Below are 15,960 nucleotides of genomic sequence, written 5' to 3'. Positions count from 1 at the left end.
ATGACAAAAAGCCCCATACGTGTTGAGCCCCCCGTCGGGGATACGCAATGGCCCGAAGTCGCGACAGCCGGCTTTGACGGCGTGGTGGTGCGCTTTGCCGACCGGCTGAGTGAGCCCGCAAATCGCGCAGCACTTGCGTTTCGTGCGGCGGTGGATGTGGCCGGTTGGGCTGCGGTTGAAGAGACATCGACCTCCTTGGTGTCCACCTACCTGCGTTTTGACCCGCTGGGGACGTCACATGCCGAGATGATTGCCCAGGTCGCGGCGCTGCTGGAGACTCGCGACTGGTACGCCGCCGCCTTGCCGCAGGGGCGCAAGCTCTGGCGGGTGCCGACGGTGTTTGGCACCGAACTCGCCCCCCAGCTCGAGGAGGCTGCGGCGCGGGCGGGCCTCAGCGCAGATGAGGCGGTCACGCAGATTTCACAGACCCGGCTTCGGGTGCAGACCATCGGCTTTGCCCCCGGTCAGCCTTATCTGGGCGAGTTGCCGCCCGCCTTTGACATCCCGCGCCAGACCGAGCTCACCCCCGAAGTCCCCGAGGGGGCCGTGGTCGTGGCGATCCGCCAGATCGTGCTGTTTTCGGTTACCACCCCCACCGGCTGGCGCCACATCGGTCAGACCCGCTTTCGCCTCTTTCGCCCCGACGCGCCAGAGCCCTTTGTGCTGCGTCCGGGCGATGAAGTGCTGTTTGAGCCCATATCGCCCGAACGCTACGCCGCGCTCGAGCGCGCTGGAGCGGATGGCGGTGCCACATCCGAGGTGCTGACATGAGCGCGCGCCTTATTGTTCACCGCGCAGGACCGGGTCTGAGCATTCAGGATCTTGGCCGTAGCGGCTATCTCGCCTTTGGTCTGTCGCGCGGTGGCGCGGCGGATCGGCTGGCGCTTTATGAGGGCGCGGCGCTTTTGGGACAGGAACCAAGCGCGGCGGCCATCGAGATGGCCGGGCTTGGCGGTACATTTGAGGTCACAACCGATACCCGTATCGCCCTCACAGGTGCGCCGATGAAGGCCACGCTACAGGACGGCACGGAATTGCGCTGGAATGCCAGCCACCTTCTTGCGGCCGGGATGCAGCTCAGCATTGGCGCAGTGCGGGCGGGGTCGTATGGCTACCTTCATGTGGGCGGCGGCATCGCAAACGCGCTGCAGCTTGGCGCGCGCAGTGCGCATCTCGCCTCGGGGCTTGGCGCGCGTCTCCGGGATGGGGCGGAGCTGCCCCTTGGCGACGATGCAGGCGGTGCAGTCAATATGACCCTGACCCCCGAGCCGCGCCTGGATGGCGGCACGCTGCGCATGGTGCCAAGCCTGCAAACCAGTCTTTTTGGCGCGGTAGAGGTGGCCCGCTTTCAAGAGGTGCGCTTTCACCGTGACAGCCGCGCCAATCGCATGGGGGTGCGGCTCTTGCCGGAGGGGCAGGGGTTTGCGCTTGAGGGGGGCTTGAGCGTTCTGTCCGAGGTGATCGCACCCGGTGACATTCAGGTCACCGGCGATGGCACGCCCTATGTTTTGATGAGCGAATGCCAGACCACCGGCGGCTATCCCCGCATCGGCTCTGTTCTGCCTTGCGATATGCCGCGCGTGGCACAGGCACAGGCAGGAGCGGCGTTTCGCTTTGAACAGGTGACACTTGAGGAAGCGGTCGAGATTGAACGGCGGGCCCGCGCCGAGCGCGAGCGACTGCCCTCTCGGCTGACGCCGCTTGTGCGTGATCCGGCCCGAATGCGGGATCTTCTGTCCTATCAACTGGTGAGCGGCGTGACCGCCGGGCGCGATCTTGATGAGGCGCTCTGAGCGCGCTGCGGACGCAAACGAACGAAGGAGGGCCATGGGCCATGACATCTACCGTAGATCTGAATGCCGACATGGGCGAGAGCTTTGGCCCTTGGGTGATGGGACGCGATGCCGAGGTGCTCGACGTTGTGACCTCGGCCAATGTGGCCTGCGGCGTGCATGCGGGCGACTGGGACGTCATGGCGCAGACCATGGCCGATGCGGTTGCGCGCGGCGTCGGCATTGGCGCGCATCCGGGCTTTCCCGATCTTCAGGGCTTTGGCCGGCGTAAGCTGCACTTGCCGCATGAGAGCCTCGGTAATCTGGTACAGTACCAGGTGGGCGCCGCGCAGGCGATGGCAGAAGCCGCGGGTGGCAAGGTGCGTCATCTGAAACTGCATGGTGCAATGGCCAATATGGCGGCCGCGGACTACGACATGGCGCTTGCCTGCTACAAGGCCGCCCTGCAGGTCGCGCCGGAGATCATCATCATGGTGATGGCAGGCACTCAGCAGCAGGCCGCGGCCGAGGCGCTGGGCTGCAATGTCGCCTGCGAGATCTTTGCCGACCGGGCCTATAACGCCGATGCCTCGCTGGTGGATCGGTCCTTGCCGGGCGCGGTGATCCATGATGCCGAGCGCGCTGGCGCGCGGGTGGCCCAGATGGTGCAGGACGGGGCAATTCTGGCCGAGGACGGCAGCCGTATCCCGGCGCGCATCGACACCATCTGCCTGCACGGCGATACGCCCGAGGCGCTGGAGATAGCGCGCGCGGTACGCCGCCAGCTCGAAGATGCGGGCGTTACCTTGCAGCAGTTCGACGGCAAGCCGCTCTGATCAGGCGCTGATCCGGGCCTGATTTGGGTAGGTTGCGGCGGGAAGGCTCCCGCCCGTCGGTCATGCCCCACCTTTTCAAGGTGGGACCCGACCTCCCGTTGGGCCGGGCGCTGCCCGCGCGCCTGAAGAGGCGCACAGGCAGCGCGGCAGATGGCCACGTCTGCGCTCAGGCCTCTTCTGGCGCGGTGTCCTTCAGCGGCACATAGAGTTCACCGCCTTCGCGGAATTTCGCGGCCATCGCCTCAAGCCCCTCTTTCTGGGCTTCGGCGCGGATGTCGTGGCTGATCCGCATGGAGCAGAACTTTGGCCCGCACATGGAACAGAAATGCGCGACCTTATGGGCCTCCTTGGGCAGGGTCTCGTCGTGGAAGCTCTGCGCGGTCTCCGGGTCGAGCGAGAGGTTGAACTGATCCTCCCAGCGGAATTCAAACCGCGCGCGGCTCAGCGCATCATCGCGCCGCTGCGCGCCGGGCAGACCCTTGGCCAGATCAGCGGCATGGGCGGCGATCTTGTAGGTGATCACCCCGGTTTTAACGTCATCGCGGTCCGGCAGGCCCAGATGTTCCTTGGGCGTCACGTAACACAGCATCGCACAGCCGAACCAGCCGATCATCGCCGCGCCAATCCCGGAGGTGATGTGATCGTACCCCGGCGCAATATCCGTGGTGAGCGGGCCGAGCGTGTAAAACGGCGCCTCGTGGCAGCACTCCAGCTGCTTGTCCATGTTCTCCTTGATCTTGTGCATGGCCACATGGCCCGGCCCCTCGATCATCACCTGACAGTCCTTGGCCCAGGCGATCCTGGTCAGCTCGCCCAGCGTTTCCAACTCGGCAAACTGAGCTTCGTCATTGGCATCGGCAATCGACCCCGGACGCAAGCCATCACCCAGCGAGAAGCTCACGTCATACTGCCGACAGATGTCGCAGATTTCCTCGAAATGCTCATAAAGGAAGCTCTCGCGATGGTGATGCAGGCACCATTTCGCCATGATTGACCCACCGCGCGACACGATCCCCGTCACGCGTTCCACGGTCATCGGCACCATATGCAGCCGGACGCCCGCATGAATGGTAAAGTAATCGACGCCCTGTTCCGCCTGCTCGATCAGCGTGTCGCGAAACACCTCCCAGGTCAGATCCTCGGCGATGCCGTTCACCTTCTCCAGCGCCTGATAGATCGGCACAGTGCCGATGGGGACGGGACTGTTGCGGATGATCCATTCGCGGGTGTTGTGGATGTTGCGGCCCGTCGAGAGATCCATCACCGTATCTGCGCCCCAGCGGATCGCCCAGACCAGCTTGTCCACTTCCTCCTCCATCGAGGAGGTCACCGAAGAGGTGCCCATATTGGCGTTGATCTTCACCTTGAAATTGCGGCCGATGATCATCGGCTCCAGCTCCGGGTGGTTGATATTGGCGGGGATGATGGCGCGCCCTGCGGCGATTTCAGCGCGGACGAACTCTGGCGTCACGTAGTCGGGGATATTGGCGCCAAAATCCTCCCCGTCGCGCGCACAATGACAGGGCGACAGATCGCGTAATTGGTTTTCTCGGATCGCCACGAATTCCATCTCGGGCGTAATGATTTCTGCGCGCGCATAGGCCAGCTGAGTCGGAGCGGCCCGCTGCCTCCCGCGCAGGGGCGCCGGTTTTACAGGAAACTCAGGCACCAGCCGATCGCCTTCGACAAAGCCATTGTCCGCAGCGGTCACATCGCGGCCACTGTAGGCCTCAACATCGCAGCGGGCCTTGATCCACGCCGCGCGCAACGGGGCCAATCCCTCGCGGATGTCGGTTGACACATCGGGGTCGGTATAGGGGCCGGAGCTGTCATAAACCGGTAGCGGCGCCTCGCCCGCAGTCGGGTGGGTGGCGATTTCGCGCATCGGCACGCGGATGCCTTCATGCATCTCGCCTGCCACATAGATCTTACGGGAGGCGGGCAATGCGCCTGTGGTGATCTTTGGGTTGGGGACGTTCATCTTGGTGCTCCTCGAGTCCATTCTCAAAAACACCAATTGAGCCGGGCCTCAGGAAAACGGGGCAGGGTGTTCAGATCCTGCCGTCTCAGATCAGCGCGAACGCGCCCTGAACGGGGGCGGTGCGCGACTGTCCTAGCTTCCTCCGCCAGTATCAACTGGGTCAGGTTCAAAGGGTCGCTTCACCGGGATCACTCCCCGTCCGCCTCTCAGTCCCCTTGGGTTGGGACTCCCCTGCGTGCTGCAAGGGGTAGAGCAGCCCCCAAAAAGCGTCAAGCGATTCCCGGCGGGTGTGCTAAGATGAACTCGCGCTATGGGTGTGAGTGCGTCTAGGCATAGTGATTAAAATCAGTGGATTACAGGAAATTTTTCATGCTGGTGTTTCGCTCGCACGTCTTCTGGCACAGCTTTTGCGCGATGCGCCGCGCCATCCCTGCGCAGGTCGGGCTGCGACAACAGCCCTCTGGTCGGCGCAAGCCAACCACGCTACGGTTGCCGGCAAAAGACACAAAGGATACCCCATGCCTGCTACCCCCATGTCGGATGACCCCACTTCGCTTGCGCCCATGCAGCTGACCTATGTGATGACAACAGAACGTGGCGCCACCGACCGGCTTCTCACGGCCTTGGCCGAGCAACTGGCCAGCAAGGGGATCCGGACTGCCGGCATCGTGCAGACCAACACGGAATGCTACGACAATAAACTCTGCGATATGGATGTGCGGGTACTGCCAGAAGGTGAAACCATCCGCATCTCGCAATCGCTGGGCGAGGGCGCGCGCGGCTGCCGTCTCAATCCCGAGGCACTCGAACGCGCGGTCGGCCTGGTCACCAGCTCCCTCTCTCTCTCGCCTGCGCCGCAGGTACTGCTGGTCAACAAATTTGGCAAACATGAGGCTGATGGCCGCGGCATGCGCCCGATCATTGCCGAAGCGCTGGCGATGGGGGTGCCGGTGGTCTGTGGCGTGAACAGGATGAATGTCGAGGCCTTCCAGAATTTCGCCGAAGGGCTCTGTGAAGAAGCCAGCCCGGATCTCGATGCCCTCGTAGCATGGGTCGAACGCGCGATTGCGCATCCTGCCTGATCCCTCCGGCGCGCTTCAGCTTTTCAAAAATATCTCGGGGTCCGGGGCAGCGCCCCGGCGCGTTCCGCCAGTGGTCACAGTTTCGATGAAATGATCCCGGTGGCAAAACCACCCTGACGCAGTTCACCAAAGAGGCGCTGATACTCGATTTTTGGGCATCGGTTCTGGATCACGGTGAGGCCACGCGCCTCGGCTTTTGCGGCGGCCTCTGCGTGTTCCACCCCGATCTGCATCCAGATCGTCTTGAGCGTGGGAAACACCGTCAGCGCTTCGTCCACAATCTCCGGCACCGCTTCGGGACGGCGGAAGATGTCGATCATGTCGACGGGGACATCAATGTCCGACAGGTTGGCGCGGATCGTCTCGCCAAAGAGCTCCTTGCCCGCGTGGCCCGGATTGACGGGAATGACCCGATACCCCTTGAGGGACAGGTATCTGGCAACATAGTAACTGGGGCGCACCGGGTTGGTTGAAACCCCAACCACGGCGATGCTGTGCGTGCGACGAAGAACGTCTTTGAGAAGCGTATCCGAATACATGCCGCCACTCTGGGTCGCCTGCGATTGCCATGCAAGCCCTTCTGAAAGGGGCTCACGGATTTGGCACCAATGCCTCGACAAGAAAAAAGCGCCCGAATGGCTTCGGGCGCAAGGTGTGGAACGAGGGACAGTGAAAAAGATCTACGGCGGTTCCAGCGCCATAGTCTGTGATACTAGGTGGGGCTCAGCCCGCCGGGTTAAAGGGATCTCGCGATTTTGTGATCACGACCGCCGGGTTGCGCCTTGACGAATCGGCCTCAACCTCGCGGCCAGGTTGTAGGGATCACGATACGCGCCGCATTGCTTGCGCGGGTCAGGCCTCAGCGCTCATTGGGCGCGCAGCGCCTCCGGCCAGGACGCCTGCGCAGCTTTGAGCATCTGTTGCCTGTCTTCTTGCCACAGGCTGCGCCCGCGCGCAGAATTGAAAAGAAACAGCTGCCCATCCACGATCTCCCATGTCTCCGGATCGCCGACCGAGGCGTGCCCGCGTGAGAGCCCATAGGCGCAATGCCCGCCGAACCTTGGCGCAAAGGCCCGCGGATCGGCTTCGAACCGGGACCGGTTCTGCGCGGAGTGGAACAGCCACACCGCCCCTTTCCACATCAAGGCATGATCTTGGTGACCGCGCAAAGGGGCCTCCGCCTCGTGGAAGGACACCGGGTCATAGCCCCCCATCGCATAGCCATCCTGAACCGCAATATAAATCTGCCCCGCCGCAACCTTGGACACGGGCACAAGTGCCACCATCAGCCCCAGCCCGACGGCCAGACTCGCAGAACGCAGGGCAAGTGTCAGAGGATGTGTCGGCACGTCCAAAGGTCTCCGTCCGGGGTCACGTTTCTGCGCGATGAGATGTGCCAACAATGCCCAAGGCCGCGCCCCGAGAAAAGAGAACATACGAGAATTTGAACATGTTGTGAGCAGCGACAGAAGCGACTGCTACCGTGAAGACACAGTAAATCGGCGCATCCCGCCAGCAGCCTCAGTCAAAGATGTCCTCGATCACGTCAAAGACCATCTTCCACGAGGATTTCTTTTTCTTCTTACGCTTCTTCATCAGCTTGGCTGATGCCAGTTCATGCGCAAGCGTGCTCCAGTCGCCCGATTTTCCCGACTTTCCCGGTTTGCCCGTTTTGACGGGCTTGGGTTTTTTGACCTTTGCCGCTTTGTCATCTCTGCCATGGGGCTGAAGGGTCGAGGCGTTGGGCAGCTTTGCGCCCTTGTGATCGCTCAGCGGGCGTTGCTTTTGCGCCTTGAGGGGGGCGCCGCAGGTGCCGCACACCAGCGCATGAAGTGTGGCGTCCGGCACAAAGGCGGATTGCACGCCACAATAACAACAGACAATCAGCTTGCCTCCGGGAATACTGTGATGTGCGATGGGAGCCTCCTCTGCGTCCTAGCCCTTCAAAGATGCATATAGGGAGAGTGCAGCGGCATTTGAAACATTCAAGGAGCCAAAACCGCGCGCGGCATCGATTTTGACAAGTTTGTCCACGGTTTCCTTGGTTTTTTGTCGCAGACCGGGGCCTTCGGCGCCCAGGACCAGCGCGATCGGCTCTTTGGTGCGCCCGGCGACCGCCTCCTCGATGGTCTCTTCTGCCTCGCCATCAAGGCCAAGCACCAGATACCCCATCTGTTGCAATGCCACGATGGTATCGGAGAGATTGCGCATTCTGAGATAGGGCTGACGTTCAAGCGCGCCCGATGCCGTCTTGGCGAGCGCACCGGTTTCCGGTGCGGAGTGATGCCGGGTGCCGATCACCGCCGATGCACCCAGCACCTCTGCAGAGCGCAGGATCGCGCCGACATTGTGCGGATCAGTTACCCGGTCCAGAAGGATCACGCGCGGCACTTCGGCCCCGATACAATTGTCCTCAAGCCCGCCCCAGTTCAGAGGCTTGACCTCGAGTGCAGCGCCCTGATGTACAGAGCCCGGATCAATCGGTACCGAGAATTTGCGCGGGTCCACCACCTCGGGCGTGATGCCAGAGGTCGCAATGGCATCCTCCAGTTTGTTCTGCGCATTGAGCGTCACCACAAGGCGTAGCTTCTCACGTTTGGGGTTCAAAAGCGCATCCCGCACCGCATGCAGACCAAAGAGCCAGACGGTCTCGGATGCTGCCGCCTTTTTGGCCTTTTCCTTCTCCACGACCCAAGCGGGTTTCTTGTTGGATTTCTTGTTCATGGCATGCTCCGGAAAACAAAATGCAAGGCAGCGGAAAAAAGTTGCGTTTTTCCGGTTGACGCCCGTTTGGTGCGCTAGTAATCACGCCTCCACGTCAGGTGCAACAAGCTTCTGACAGTGGGCGACAGGCCGCAAGGTGTGGCAGGGGACTGTAACTCCCTCGCGGAGACGCACGCCTGGTTCGATTCCAGGGTCGCCCACCATCTCCTCCCTTTGTATATCACTAATTCATTGAATTACCTCGGTATATATCGGGAACGGGAGAGGGTGCGCCTGCGTGCCGCCATAGGAAGACGCGCGCATTATCCTGCCCCAATCGCCCAATTTTACCACTCTCTTGATCACGCATGAAACTGTGCCAGCGCTCCACTTTTTGCGCGCGTTGGCGGGGGCTTCATTTCGCGTGCTCAAAGCGCCCAGAGAGAGGGCTCTTGCAAATTCCGCGGTTTCTGAAATAAGGCCCGCCATCCGGTCGCAGCCTACCCGGACATCAAAACAAGGGCCCCAAATATGAAAACACTTGTCATCTGCTCTGGCGGACTCGATTCCGTGTCGCTGGCGCATATCACCTCCCAGAAACACCAACTTACCCGTCTGGTTTCCTTTGACTACGGTCAACGCCATCGCAAGGAACTTGACTTTGCCCGCGCCGCTGCCGAGCGGCTGGGCGTTACGTTTCACCTGATCGACATGCGCAGCATCGGTGGCGCGCTCTCCGGGTCGGCGCTCACCGACGACATCGACGTCCCTGATGGGCATTACGCCGAGGACACCATGCGGATCACCGTGGTGCCCAACCGCAATGCGATCATGCTTGCGATTGGCTTTGGCGTCGCGGCGGCGCAAGGGGATGAGGCCGTGGCCACCGCCGTGCATGGCGGGGATCACTTCATCTATCCCGATTGTCGACCCGGCTTCACCCGCGCCTTTGAAACGATGCAGCGCGCGGCGCTGGACGGTTATGCCGATGTGCGCCTGCACACGCCCTTTGTCGAGCAGAGCAAGGCCGACATCGTGCGTGCCGGCGCCGCTCACAACACGCCCTTTGCTGAAACATGGTCCTGCTACAAGGGCGGTGACATCCACTGCGGCCGTTGTGGCACCTGCGTGGAGCGGCGCGAGGCTTTCCATCTGGCGGAGGTTGCGGACCCCACGGTCTATGCCGACCCAGACTATTGGAGCGCGGCCATTGCCGGGCGGGAGGCAGAGTGATGTTTCGCATTCGCAAGGAGTTTCACTTCTCCGCCTCGCACCAGCTGTCGCATCTGCCTTTGGATCACCAATGCGCGCGCCTGCATGGGCACAACTATATCGTGGTGGTAGAGCTGTCCGCCGAGAGCCTCAACGCGGATGGCTTTGTGCGCGATTATCATGATCTCAAACCGCTCAAGACCTATATCGACGATCACTTCGACCACCGGCATCTCAATGATGTGATGGACAGCCCGTCCACGGCGGAAAACATGGCACGCCATTTCTACGAGTGGTGCGCCGCGCGCTGGCCCGAGACCAGCGCGGTTCTCGTGAGCGAGACCCCAAAGACCTGGGCGGAGTACCGGCCATGACCCTCAGGATCGCAGAGATTTTTGGCCCGACGATTCAGGGCGAGGGGGCCTTGATTGGCGAACCCACGGTCTTTGTGCGCGCGGGCGGCTGTGATTATCGCTGCAGCTGGTGCGACAGCCTGCATGCGGTGGACAGCGCGCACCGCCACAGCTGGGCCGCGATGGAGACCGAAGCCGTCTGGCAGGAGGTGCGCCGCCTCTCGGGCGACCAGCCCCTGACTGTATCGCTTTCGGGCGGCAACCCGGCAATCCAGGACTTCGGCCCGCTCATCGCGCGGGGAAAGGCGGCGGGCTATCGGTTCGCCTGCGAAACCCAAGGCTCGATCCCGCGACCGTGGTTCTCCGATCTTGAGACGCTGGTGCTTTCGCCCAAACCGCCCTCCAGTGGGGAAGACGTGGATTGGGGCGCCTTTATTGCCTGTCGCAAAATCGGCGCAGGGGCGCGCCAGCAGGTGATGAAGATCGTGATCTTTGATGAGGCCGACTATCTCTGGGCGCGGGAGGTTCACCGCCGCCACAGTGACCTGCCGCTGTATCTGCAGCCCGGCAACCCCGAGGTCGACCCCGAAACCCCTGTGGATCTCAATGCACAGGCGGAGCGCCTGCGCTGGCTCACGGAACGGGCTATGGGCGAGCGGTGGTTTGCGCCCCGTATTCTGCCGCAACTGCATGTCCTCATCTGGGGCAACAAACGTGGCGTCTGATGTGATGGAGAGTTCAATGTCTGAAGATATTTACCAAAACCTCAAACAACTGGGCGGTGAGACCCGGATCCCTGCCAGCCCCGAAGAGGCCGAGCTGGAACGGGTGGCAAACCCGCAGGCAGATGTGGCCTATAACGTGCGCTTCACCGCGCCGGAGTTCACCTCGCTCTGTCCGATGACGGGCCAGCCGGACTTTGCCCATCTGGTGATCGACTATGTTCCTGGCCCGTGGCTGGTGGAATCAAAGTCGCTCAAGCTCTTCCTGACCTCCTTTCGCAACCACGGCGCCTTTCACGAGGATTGCACCATCTCGATCGCGCGGCGGCTGGTCGACTTTCTCGACCCGCAATGGCTGCGGATCGGGGGCTATTGGTATCCGCGCGGCGGTATCCCGATTGATGTCTTTTGGCAGTCCGGCACGATGCCCGAGGGTGTCTGGATTCCCGATCAGGGTGTGCCGCCCTATCGCGGTCGGGGCTGAGGGCCGCCCTCGGTTTTGATAGAACTACACCCGTTGCGCCGGGCCGTGTCCCGGCGCGCGGGGGCGTTCTTGCGGACCGCTAGAAACGGCTTTCCTCCTCCCTCTTTGTGTGAAACAAAGGGGGAACACGGAGGCGCTGCTGAATGGCCCGGTTAAAAATAGACAATCGAACCGCCCGCAGCCTGTGGCTTCAGTCGCATGGCCTGGCGCAGACGCCCACCGGGCCTCTGGATGTGCTCGGGCTGATCGAACAGCTTGGCTTCGTGCAACTTGATACCATTCAGGTGGTGTCGCGCGCGCATCATCACATCCTCTGGAGCCGCAACCAGAATTATCGCGAGCCGATGCTCGACCCGCTGCTGCGCACACACCGACAGGTGTTTGAGCATTTCACCCATGATGCCTCGGTGTTGCCGATGACATTTCTGCCCATGTGGCAGCGGCAGTTTGCGCGCAAAAAGCATGAGGTGAGCCGCTCCAACTGGTTTGGCAAGCATCTGGACCCCGAGCTGATTTCGGATGTTTTGCGCCGGATCACGGAGGACGGCCCGCTCTCCACCAAGGACTTTGAGACCAGGCGTGCGGACAGGACGGCCATGTGGACCCGCCCGCCGCACAAGATGGTGCTCGACTATCTCTGGTATGCGGGCGAACTGGCCACCTCGCATCGGGAGGGCTTTACCAAATACTACGATCTGGCCGAGCGCGTGTATCCGCAAGACGTGCCTCAGCTGAGCGATCAGGCTCAGGTGCAGGGGCTCTGTCATGCGGCGCTTGATCGGATCGGCTTTGGCACTTTGGGGGAGATCCGCAAATTCTGGGAGGCGTGCGCGGTCGAAGAAGTGGCGCGCTGGGCAGAAGAGGCGGCGCCCGATCTGATCGAGGCCGAGGTCGAGGGCGCGGATGGCAGCTGGTCCAACGTGCTGGCCTGCGGCGACATCGAAGCCCGCATTGCGGCGCTCTCATCGCCCACCTCGCGGCTGCGCATTCTGAACCCGTTCGACCCGGCCATCCGTGATCGCAAGCGGCTGGCGCGGCTGTTTGGCTTTGACTACACAGTTGAAATGTTTGTGCCCGCCGCCAAACGACAGTGGGGCTATTACATCTACCCGCTCTTGGAAGGCAGCCGCCTAGTGGGCCGCGCCGAGATCAAGGGCGATCGCAGCAAGGGTACGCTCACGCTCAGCAAACTTTGGATGGAACATCCGCATTTGATGACGCCCAAACGCCTGCAGAAACTCGATGCGGAACTTAGCCGCCTTGCACGACTCGCGGGTCTGCAGAGGATGATTTGGGCCGTGGAATAGGCGGCTTTGCACTCGGTCCGCTTTGGGCCGCGCGCTTGGCCCCGACGCTTTTGCGCCTAGCCTTTGGGACGGGCGGCTTTCTCCGCAAGGCCGCTCAGACCCTGCCGCTCAGCAAGCACAGTCAGAACATCGTCCAACGCCACATCCCGCGCTGCCAGCATCACCAGAAAATGGTAGAGCACATCCGCGCCCTCAGAGGCGAGCTTGGCTTTGTCGTCCTTCACCGCTTCGATGATGGCTTCGATGGCTTCTTCGCCAAATTTTTCGGCGCATTTCTCTGGCCCTTTGGACAAGAGCTTCGCGGTCCAGCTGGTGTCCGGATCGGTGCCCTTGCGGGACAGAATGGTCTGTTCGAGGTCGTGCAGCAAGGTCATTGGAGCCTCATCGGGATGCCATTGGCGATCATGTGTTCCTTGGCTTCTTGCACCGTGTATTCGCCAAAGTGGAAGATCGAGGCCGCCAGCACCGCGCTGGCGCCACCTTTGGTCACACCGTCCACGAGGTGATCCAGAGTGCCGACACCGCCCGAAGCAATCACCGGCACATTCACCGCATCGGAAATCGCGCGGGTCATCTCGAGGTTGAAGCCCGATTTGGTGCCGTCACGATCCATCGAGGTCAAGAGGATCTCGCCCGCGCCTTTGGCGGTTACAAGGCGGGCGAACTCCACGGCATCGATGCCGGTCTCGCGGCGCCCGCCATGGGTGAAAATCTCCCACTTGCCGGGGGCGACGGATTTGGCGTCGATGGCGCAGACGATGCACTGGCTGCCGAACTGGTCGGCGGCCTCGGCGATCACATCCGGGTTGGCCACAGCGGCGGAATTGAACGAGACCTTGTCGGCCCCCGCCAGCAATAGCGCCCGCACGTCCTCCTTGGTGCGTACGCCGCCCCCCACCGTCAGCGGTACAAAGCACTGCTCGGCGGTGCGGCGGACCATGTCAAACATGGTGCCACGGTTCTCGTGGGTTGCATGGATGTCGAGGAAACAGATCTCGTCGGCTCCGGCCGCATCATAGGCGCGCGCGGCTTCTACCGGGTCGCCTGCATCGCGCAGGCCAACAAAATTCACGCCTTTGACCACACGGCCATCGGCAACATCGAGACAGGGAATGAGACGGGTCTTTAGCATAGGGGCCTTATGGACCGGAACCGGCGGCGGGAAAAGAGGGCATAGCGCCGGGACGCGGGAAATCCGCGATCCTCTGTCAGGCTGTTAGACCATCGGGCTGGGGCCAGACTGGTGGAGCGTCAGGTCAGATCTGCTTGGCGGCCTAGCTGACAGGAGCAAGTGGTGCGCTGGCGCGGGCGATCCGGCGCATGGAGTCACGCACAATCAGAATGTGAAACGGCATCACTGCCACAAGATAGGCTCTCCCCAAGAGATTGTTGCGGTGCACCCAGGTCGCCATATGGATGCGCCCGGCCTCGCGACGGATGCAGATGCGAAAGTCGAGGTGGCTGTCGTCTGTCCCAAGGATGATCTCGCTCTCGTCTTCATGCGTGACCGGGAAAATGGCCCCTTCGCCGGTATCGGTGGCCTCGGTCTTGAGCCCCAAGGGCGCAACAAGACGATTGCGCAGGGCCAAAAGCGCGCTGGCCCAGCCGGGCATGGTGAGGCCAATTTCCATTGCCTCCCGAGGGGAAAGAGCGCTTTCGACGGCATAGCCATCGATAAAATCCTGAGGCTGCACCCGCTGCCACAGGGTCGAGGTCTTGGGCAACGGGCAGGATATGACTTTGGACTGGGGGGAAGATTGGGGCATGGCGCGGCTCCTGTGTTGCACGGACTATGGCGCCCCTTACCATGTGTGCCCAGAGGTCAAGGTGCCGCAGAGCGCCGTCCTCCCGACAGCGGGCGCAATGCCCAGAAAAGAGAAACCTCCCGCCCCCAATGCGATCCCCGCCTCTGGCGTGGATCTGTTGGCGTTGGGCCGGGCGCGGTGGCGCGTGTCCAATGGACACGCGCCACCGCGGTCGCTTCGGGCGAAGCCCGAAGCGAAACCCCTCTCTCTGAGGTCGATCTCGGTCTGAGCGTGGGAAAAGACTGGCACCGCAGCGCCATTTGCCTTGGCGTATTTAGCCCTTCAGGACGGCCAGCGCCTCTGCGAGATCAATCGCACCATCATAAAGCGCCCGACCAGAGATCGCGCCGTTGAGCGCCGCACCGCAGGACTTGAGTGCATGCAGATCTTCAAGGGATGACACCCCGCCCGACGCAATCACCGGGATAGAGACCGCATTGGCCAGCGCTGCCGTCGCGTCGATATTGGGCCCTTTCATGGCACCGTCGCGCATGATGTCGGTGTAGATGATGGCTGCAACGCCCGCGTCCTCGAAGGATTTCGCCAGATCGGTCACCTCGACATCGGTTTCCTCGGCCCAGCCCTTGGTTGCGACCTTGCCATTGCGGGCATCAATCCCTACGGCGACCTTGCCCGGAAAGGCGCGTGCTGCCTCGCGCACGAGGTCGGGGTTTTCCACCGCCACGGTGCCAAGGATGACCCGCGCCAGCCCCTTGTCGAGCCAGCGCTCGATCGTAGCCATGTCCCGAATGCCACCACCCAGCTGCGCGGGCACCTTGCATTGCTTCAGGATCTCCTCAACGGGGGCCGCATTTACAGGCTCGCCCGCAAAGGCTCCGTTGAGATCCACCAGATGCAGCCATTCGCAGCCCGCCGCCACGAACTCCAGCGCCTGCGCGGCGGGGTTGTCGTTGAATACGGTGGTCTTGTCCATGTCACCATGCAGAAGCCGCACGGCCTGGCCGTCCTTGAGGTCAATGGCAGGGTAGAGGATCATCAGTGCGCCCTTTTGGTGATGGTGGAATATCTTTCGGCTGCCCTTTTGCCCAAGCTGCGGGTGAATTGCAACGTAGCCCGCGCCTTCTGGCGCCTCAATTGCCCCGCGCTCATGTGTGGTTCAACTGGTGGGGGGCGGCAACGCGGGAGGTCAGGGGCGAATTGCGACGCACAGAATGCCCCATGACGCGAGCATCCTGTCGGGGTGGCGCCCGGTCCTGAGTGCACGCAGTGCCGAGGGCGACCCGAGGTCAATCTTGCCTGAATGCGCCTGCCTCGGTCAGACTTCACCTCATAGGGAGGACAAGACATATGAAAAAGATACTCGCGAGCATTGCGCTCACCGTTGGGATGAGCACCGCAGCCTTTGCCGCCGACCCCATCGAGGGCACCTGGAAGACACAGCCCGATGACGGCTCTTACGCACATATTGCGATGAAGCCCTGCGGCGCGGCGCTCTGCGGCACCATCGCACGCACCTTCAACGACGGCGGAGAATACAGCTCCCCCAACCTTGGCAAAACGCTGGTGATGGATATGGTCCCGCAAGGCGGCGGCGCCTATGAGGGCAAGGTCTGGCGTCCGTCAAACGATAAGATCTACATCGGCAAGATGGACCTCAACGGCAACAGCCTGCGTCTGCGGGGCTGTGTCGCGGGCGGACTGATTTGCTCGAAACAGACCTGGACACGGGTGAAGTAAGGCGC

19 protein-coding genes and 1 tRNA gene are annotated in these 15,960 nt (G+C 62.2%); 11 read left to right on the top strand and 9 right to left on the bottom strand.

Going from position 1 to position 15,960, the window contains the following annotated elements; all coding sequences use genetic code 11:
• The 3 genes from ACZ1HH_RS09510 to ACZ1HH_RS09500 are packed head-to-tail and all read left to right on the top strand — an operon-like array spanning position 1 to position 2,608.
• Positions 1-771 (top strand): 5-oxoprolinase subunit B family protein, encoded by a 771-nt coding sequence (locus ACZ1HH_RS09510; protein WP_416368812.1) that lies wholly within the window; start codon positions 1-3, stop codon positions 769-771.
• Positions 768-1,793 carry a 5-oxoprolinase subunit C family protein gene (locus ACZ1HH_RS09505; RefSeq protein WP_487320253.1) on the top strand — a complete coding sequence of 342 codons (1,026 nt, stop codon included), beginning with the start codon at positions 768-770 and terminating at the stop codon, positions 1,791-1,793. The genes ACZ1HH_RS09510 and ACZ1HH_RS09505 overlap by 4 nt, the downstream gene beginning before the upstream one ends.
• Before the next feature lie 41 nt (positions 1,794-1,834).
• Positions 1,835-2,608, top strand: a complete 774-nt coding sequence (locus ACZ1HH_RS09500) for a LamB/YcsF family protein (RefSeq protein ID WP_472636498.1) — start codon at positions 1,835-1,837, stop codon at positions 2,606-2,608.
• 166 nt (positions 2,609-2,774) lie between these two features.
• Here the strand turns inward: ACZ1HH_RS09500 and thiC are convergent, their stop codons facing one another.
• Positions 2,775-4,589 carry a phosphomethylpyrimidine synthase ThiC gene (gene thiC / locus ACZ1HH_RS09495; protein WP_472636497.1) on the bottom strand — a complete coding sequence of 605 codons (1,815 nt, stop codon included), beginning with the start codon at positions 4,587-4,589 and terminating at the stop codon, positions 2,775-2,777.
• A 563-nt stretch (positions 4,590-5,152) separates the two neighbouring features.
• On the opposite strand from thiC, the gene ACZ1HH_RS09490 reads away from it, so the two are divergent.
• Entirely contained in the window at positions 5,153-5,671 is a 519-nt protein-coding gene (locus ACZ1HH_RS09490) for a DUF2478 domain-containing protein (RefSeq protein ID WP_472637320.1), read from the top strand.
• Positions 5,672-5,745: 74 nt separating this feature from the next.
• On the opposite strand, the gene ACZ1HH_RS09485 is transcribed toward ACZ1HH_RS09490, so the two are convergent.
• From ACZ1HH_RS09485 to rlmB, 4 genes are all read right to left on the bottom strand, one after another.
• Positions 5,746-6,210 (bottom strand): CoA-binding protein, encoded by a 465-nt coding sequence (locus ACZ1HH_RS09485; RefSeq protein WP_472636496.1) that lies wholly within the window; start codon positions 6,208-6,210, stop codon positions 5,746-5,748.
• Positions 6,211-6,537: 327 nt separating this feature from the next.
• On the bottom strand, positions 6,538-7,020 hold the full coding sequence (locus tag ACZ1HH_RS09480) for a YHS domain-containing (seleno)protein (RefSeq protein WP_472636495.1): 483 nt from the start codon (positions 7,018-7,020) through the stop codon (positions 6,538-6,540).
• A 172-nt stretch (positions 7,021-7,192) separates the two neighbouring features.
• Positions 7,193-7,534 (bottom strand): hypothetical protein, encoded by a 342-nt coding sequence (locus ACZ1HH_RS09475; protein ID WP_011539374.1) that lies wholly within the window; start codon positions 7,532-7,534, stop codon positions 7,193-7,195.
• 72 nt (positions 7,535-7,606) lie between these two features.
• Positions 7,607-8,395: a 23S rRNA (guanosine(2251)-2'-O)-methyltransferase RlmB gene (rlmB, locus tag ACZ1HH_RS09470; RefSeq protein WP_011539373.1), complete on the bottom strand. Its 789-nt coding sequence runs from the start codon at positions 8,393-8,395 to the stop codon at positions 7,607-7,609.
• A 119-nt stretch (positions 8,396-8,514) separates the two neighbouring features.
• Here rlmB and ACZ1HH_RS09465 point away from each other — a divergent pair.
• The 6 genes from ACZ1HH_RS09465 to ACZ1HH_RS09440 all read left to right on the top strand — a co-directional run bounded on the left by ACZ1HH_RS09465 (position 8,515) and on the right by ACZ1HH_RS09440 (position 12,452).
• A tRNA-Tyr gene (locus ACZ1HH_RS09465) sits at positions 8,515-8,598 on the top strand.
• A gap of 307 nt (positions 8,599-8,905) precedes the next feature.
• The gene (gene queC, locus ACZ1HH_RS09460) at positions 8,906-9,607 is read left to right on the top strand and encodes a 7-cyano-7-deazaguanine synthase QueC (RefSeq protein ID WP_472636494.1); all 702 of its coding nucleotides are present in this window, start codon (positions 8,906-8,908) and stop codon (positions 9,605-9,607) included.
• Positions 9,607-9,960, top strand: a complete 354-nt coding sequence (queD, locus tag ACZ1HH_RS09455) for a 6-carboxytetrahydropterin synthase QueD (RefSeq protein ID WP_416368806.1) — start codon at positions 9,607-9,609, stop codon at positions 9,958-9,960. The genes queC and queD overlap by 1 nt, the downstream gene beginning before the upstream one ends.
• Positions 9,957-10,664 (top strand): 7-carboxy-7-deazaguanine synthase QueE, encoded by a 708-nt coding sequence (gene queE / locus ACZ1HH_RS09450; protein WP_011539369.1) that lies wholly within the window; start codon positions 9,957-9,959, stop codon positions 10,662-10,664. Before queD ends, queE begins: the two co-directional genes overlap by 4 nt.
• A 16-nt stretch (positions 10,665-10,680) precedes the next feature.
• Positions 10,681-11,145, top strand: a complete 465-nt coding sequence (queF, locus tag ACZ1HH_RS09445; RefSeq protein WP_472636493.1) for a preQ(1) synthase — start codon at positions 10,681-10,683, stop codon at positions 11,143-11,145.
• Positions 11,146-11,288: 143 nt separating this feature from the next.
• Complete coding sequence (locus ACZ1HH_RS09440; RefSeq protein ID WP_472636492.1) at positions 11,289-12,452, top strand: winged helix-turn-helix domain-containing protein; 1,164 nt, start codon at positions 11,289-11,291, stop codon at positions 12,450-12,452.
• A 56-nt stretch (positions 12,453-12,508) separates the two neighbouring features.
• Here the strand turns inward: ACZ1HH_RS09440 and ACZ1HH_RS09435 are convergent, their stop codons facing one another.
• The 4 genes from ACZ1HH_RS09435 to hisA all read right to left on the bottom strand — a co-directional run bounded on the left by ACZ1HH_RS09435 (position 12,509) and on the right by hisA (position 15,254).
• Positions 12,509-12,826 carry a phosphoribosyl-ATP diphosphatase gene (locus ACZ1HH_RS09435; protein ID WP_011539366.1) on the bottom strand — a complete coding sequence of 106 codons (318 nt, stop codon included), beginning with the start codon at positions 12,824-12,826 and terminating at the stop codon, positions 12,509-12,511.
• The gene (gene hisF / locus ACZ1HH_RS09430; protein ID WP_416368803.1) at positions 12,823-13,584 is read right to left on the bottom strand and encodes an imidazole glycerol phosphate synthase subunit HisF; all 762 of its coding nucleotides are present in this window, start codon (positions 13,582-13,584) and stop codon (positions 12,823-12,825) included. Before hisF ends, ACZ1HH_RS09435 begins: the two co-directional genes overlap by 4 nt.
• Positions 13,585-13,726: 142 nt before the next feature.
• Positions 13,727-14,218 (bottom strand): DUF2867 domain-containing protein, encoded by a 492-nt coding sequence (locus ACZ1HH_RS09425; RefSeq protein WP_472636491.1) that lies wholly within the window; start codon positions 14,216-14,218, stop codon positions 13,727-13,729.
• Positions 14,219-14,531: 313 nt separating this feature from the next.
• Positions 14,532-15,254: a 1-(5-phosphoribosyl)-5-[(5-phosphoribosylamino)methylideneamino]imidazole-4-carboxamide isomerase gene (hisA, locus tag ACZ1HH_RS09420; protein WP_472636490.1), complete on the bottom strand. Its 723-nt coding sequence runs from the start codon at positions 15,252-15,254 to the stop codon at positions 14,532-14,534.
• Positions 15,255-15,565: 311 nt separating this feature from the next.
• On the opposite strand from hisA, the gene ACZ1HH_RS09415 reads away from it, so the two are divergent.
• The gene (locus ACZ1HH_RS09415; RefSeq protein ID WP_472636489.1) at positions 15,566-15,955 is read left to right on the top strand and encodes a DUF2147 domain-containing protein; all 390 of its coding nucleotides are present in this window, start codon (positions 15,566-15,568) and stop codon (positions 15,953-15,955) included.
• Positions 15,956-15,960: the final 5 nt, after the last annotated feature.

The organism is Epibacterium sp. HA2-3 (genome assembly GCF_055693725.2).
The sequence above is the reverse complement of the archived record's forward strand: the minus strand, read 5'-3'. Positions and strand labels throughout refer to the sequence as shown.

Bases quoted from the DNA above. Each gene is read 5' to 3' on its own strand.
- ACZ1HH_RS09440 (WP_472636492.1), top strand. From the start codon at position 11,289: ATGGCCCGGTTAAAAATAGACAATCGAACCGCCCGCAGCCTGTGGCTT.
- hisF (WP_416368803.1), bottom strand. From the start codon at position 13,584: ATGCTAAAGACCCGTCTCATTCCCTGTCTCGATGTTGCCGATGGCCGT.
- ACZ1HH_RS09425 (WP_472636491.1), bottom strand. From the start codon at position 14,218: ATGCCCCAATCTTCCCCCCAGTCCAAAGTCATATCCTGCCCGTTGCCC.
- queD (WP_416368806.1), top strand. From the start codon at position 9,607: ATGTTTCGCATTCGCAAGGAGTTTCACTTCTCCGCCTCGCACCAGCTG.
- ACZ1HH_RS09490 (WP_472637320.1), top strand. From the start codon at position 5,153: ATGCAGCTGACCTATGTGATGACAACAGAACGTGGCGCCACCGACCGG.
- rlmB (WP_011539373.1), bottom strand. From the start codon at position 8,395: ATGAACAAGAAATCCAACAAGAAACCCGCTTGGGTCGTGGAGAAGGAA.
- ACZ1HH_RS09505 (WP_487320253.1), top strand. From the start codon at position 768: ATGAGCGCGCGCCTTATTGTTCACCGCGCAGGACCGGGTCTGAGCATT.
- ACZ1HH_RS09500 (WP_472636498.1), top strand. From the start codon at position 1,835: ATGACATCTACCGTAGATCTGAATGCCGACATGGGCGAGAGCTTTGGC.
- ACZ1HH_RS09435 (WP_011539366.1), bottom strand. From the start codon at position 12,826: ATGACCTTGCTGCACGACCTCGAACAGACCATTCTGTCCCGCAAGGGC.
- ACZ1HH_RS09485 (WP_472636496.1), bottom strand. From the start codon at position 6,210: ATGTATTCGGATACGCTTCTCAAAGACGTTCTTCGTCGCACGCACAGC.
- queE (WP_011539369.1), top strand. From the start codon at position 9,957: ATGACCCTCAGGATCGCAGAGATTTTTGGCCCGACGATTCAGGGCGAG.
- thiC (WP_472636497.1), bottom strand. From the start codon at position 4,589: ATGAACGTCCCCAACCCAAAGATCACCACAGGCGCATTGCCCGCCTCC.
- queF (WP_472636493.1), top strand. From the start codon at position 10,681: ATGTCTGAAGATATTTACCAAAACCTCAAACAACTGGGCGGTGAGACC.
- ACZ1HH_RS09415 (WP_472636489.1), top strand. From the start codon at position 15,566: ATGAAAAAGATACTCGCGAGCATTGCGCTCACCGTTGGGATGAGCACC.
- queC (WP_472636494.1), top strand. From the start codon at position 8,906: ATGAAAACACTTGTCATCTGCTCTGGCGGACTCGATTCCGTGTCGCTG.
- ACZ1HH_RS09510 (WP_416368812.1), top strand. From the start codon at position 1: ATGACAAAAAGCCCCATACGTGTTGAGCCCCCCGTCGGGGATACGCAA.
- hisA (WP_472636490.1), bottom strand. From the start codon at position 15,254: ATGATCCTCTACCCTGCCATTGACCTCAAGGACGGCCAGGCCGTGCGG.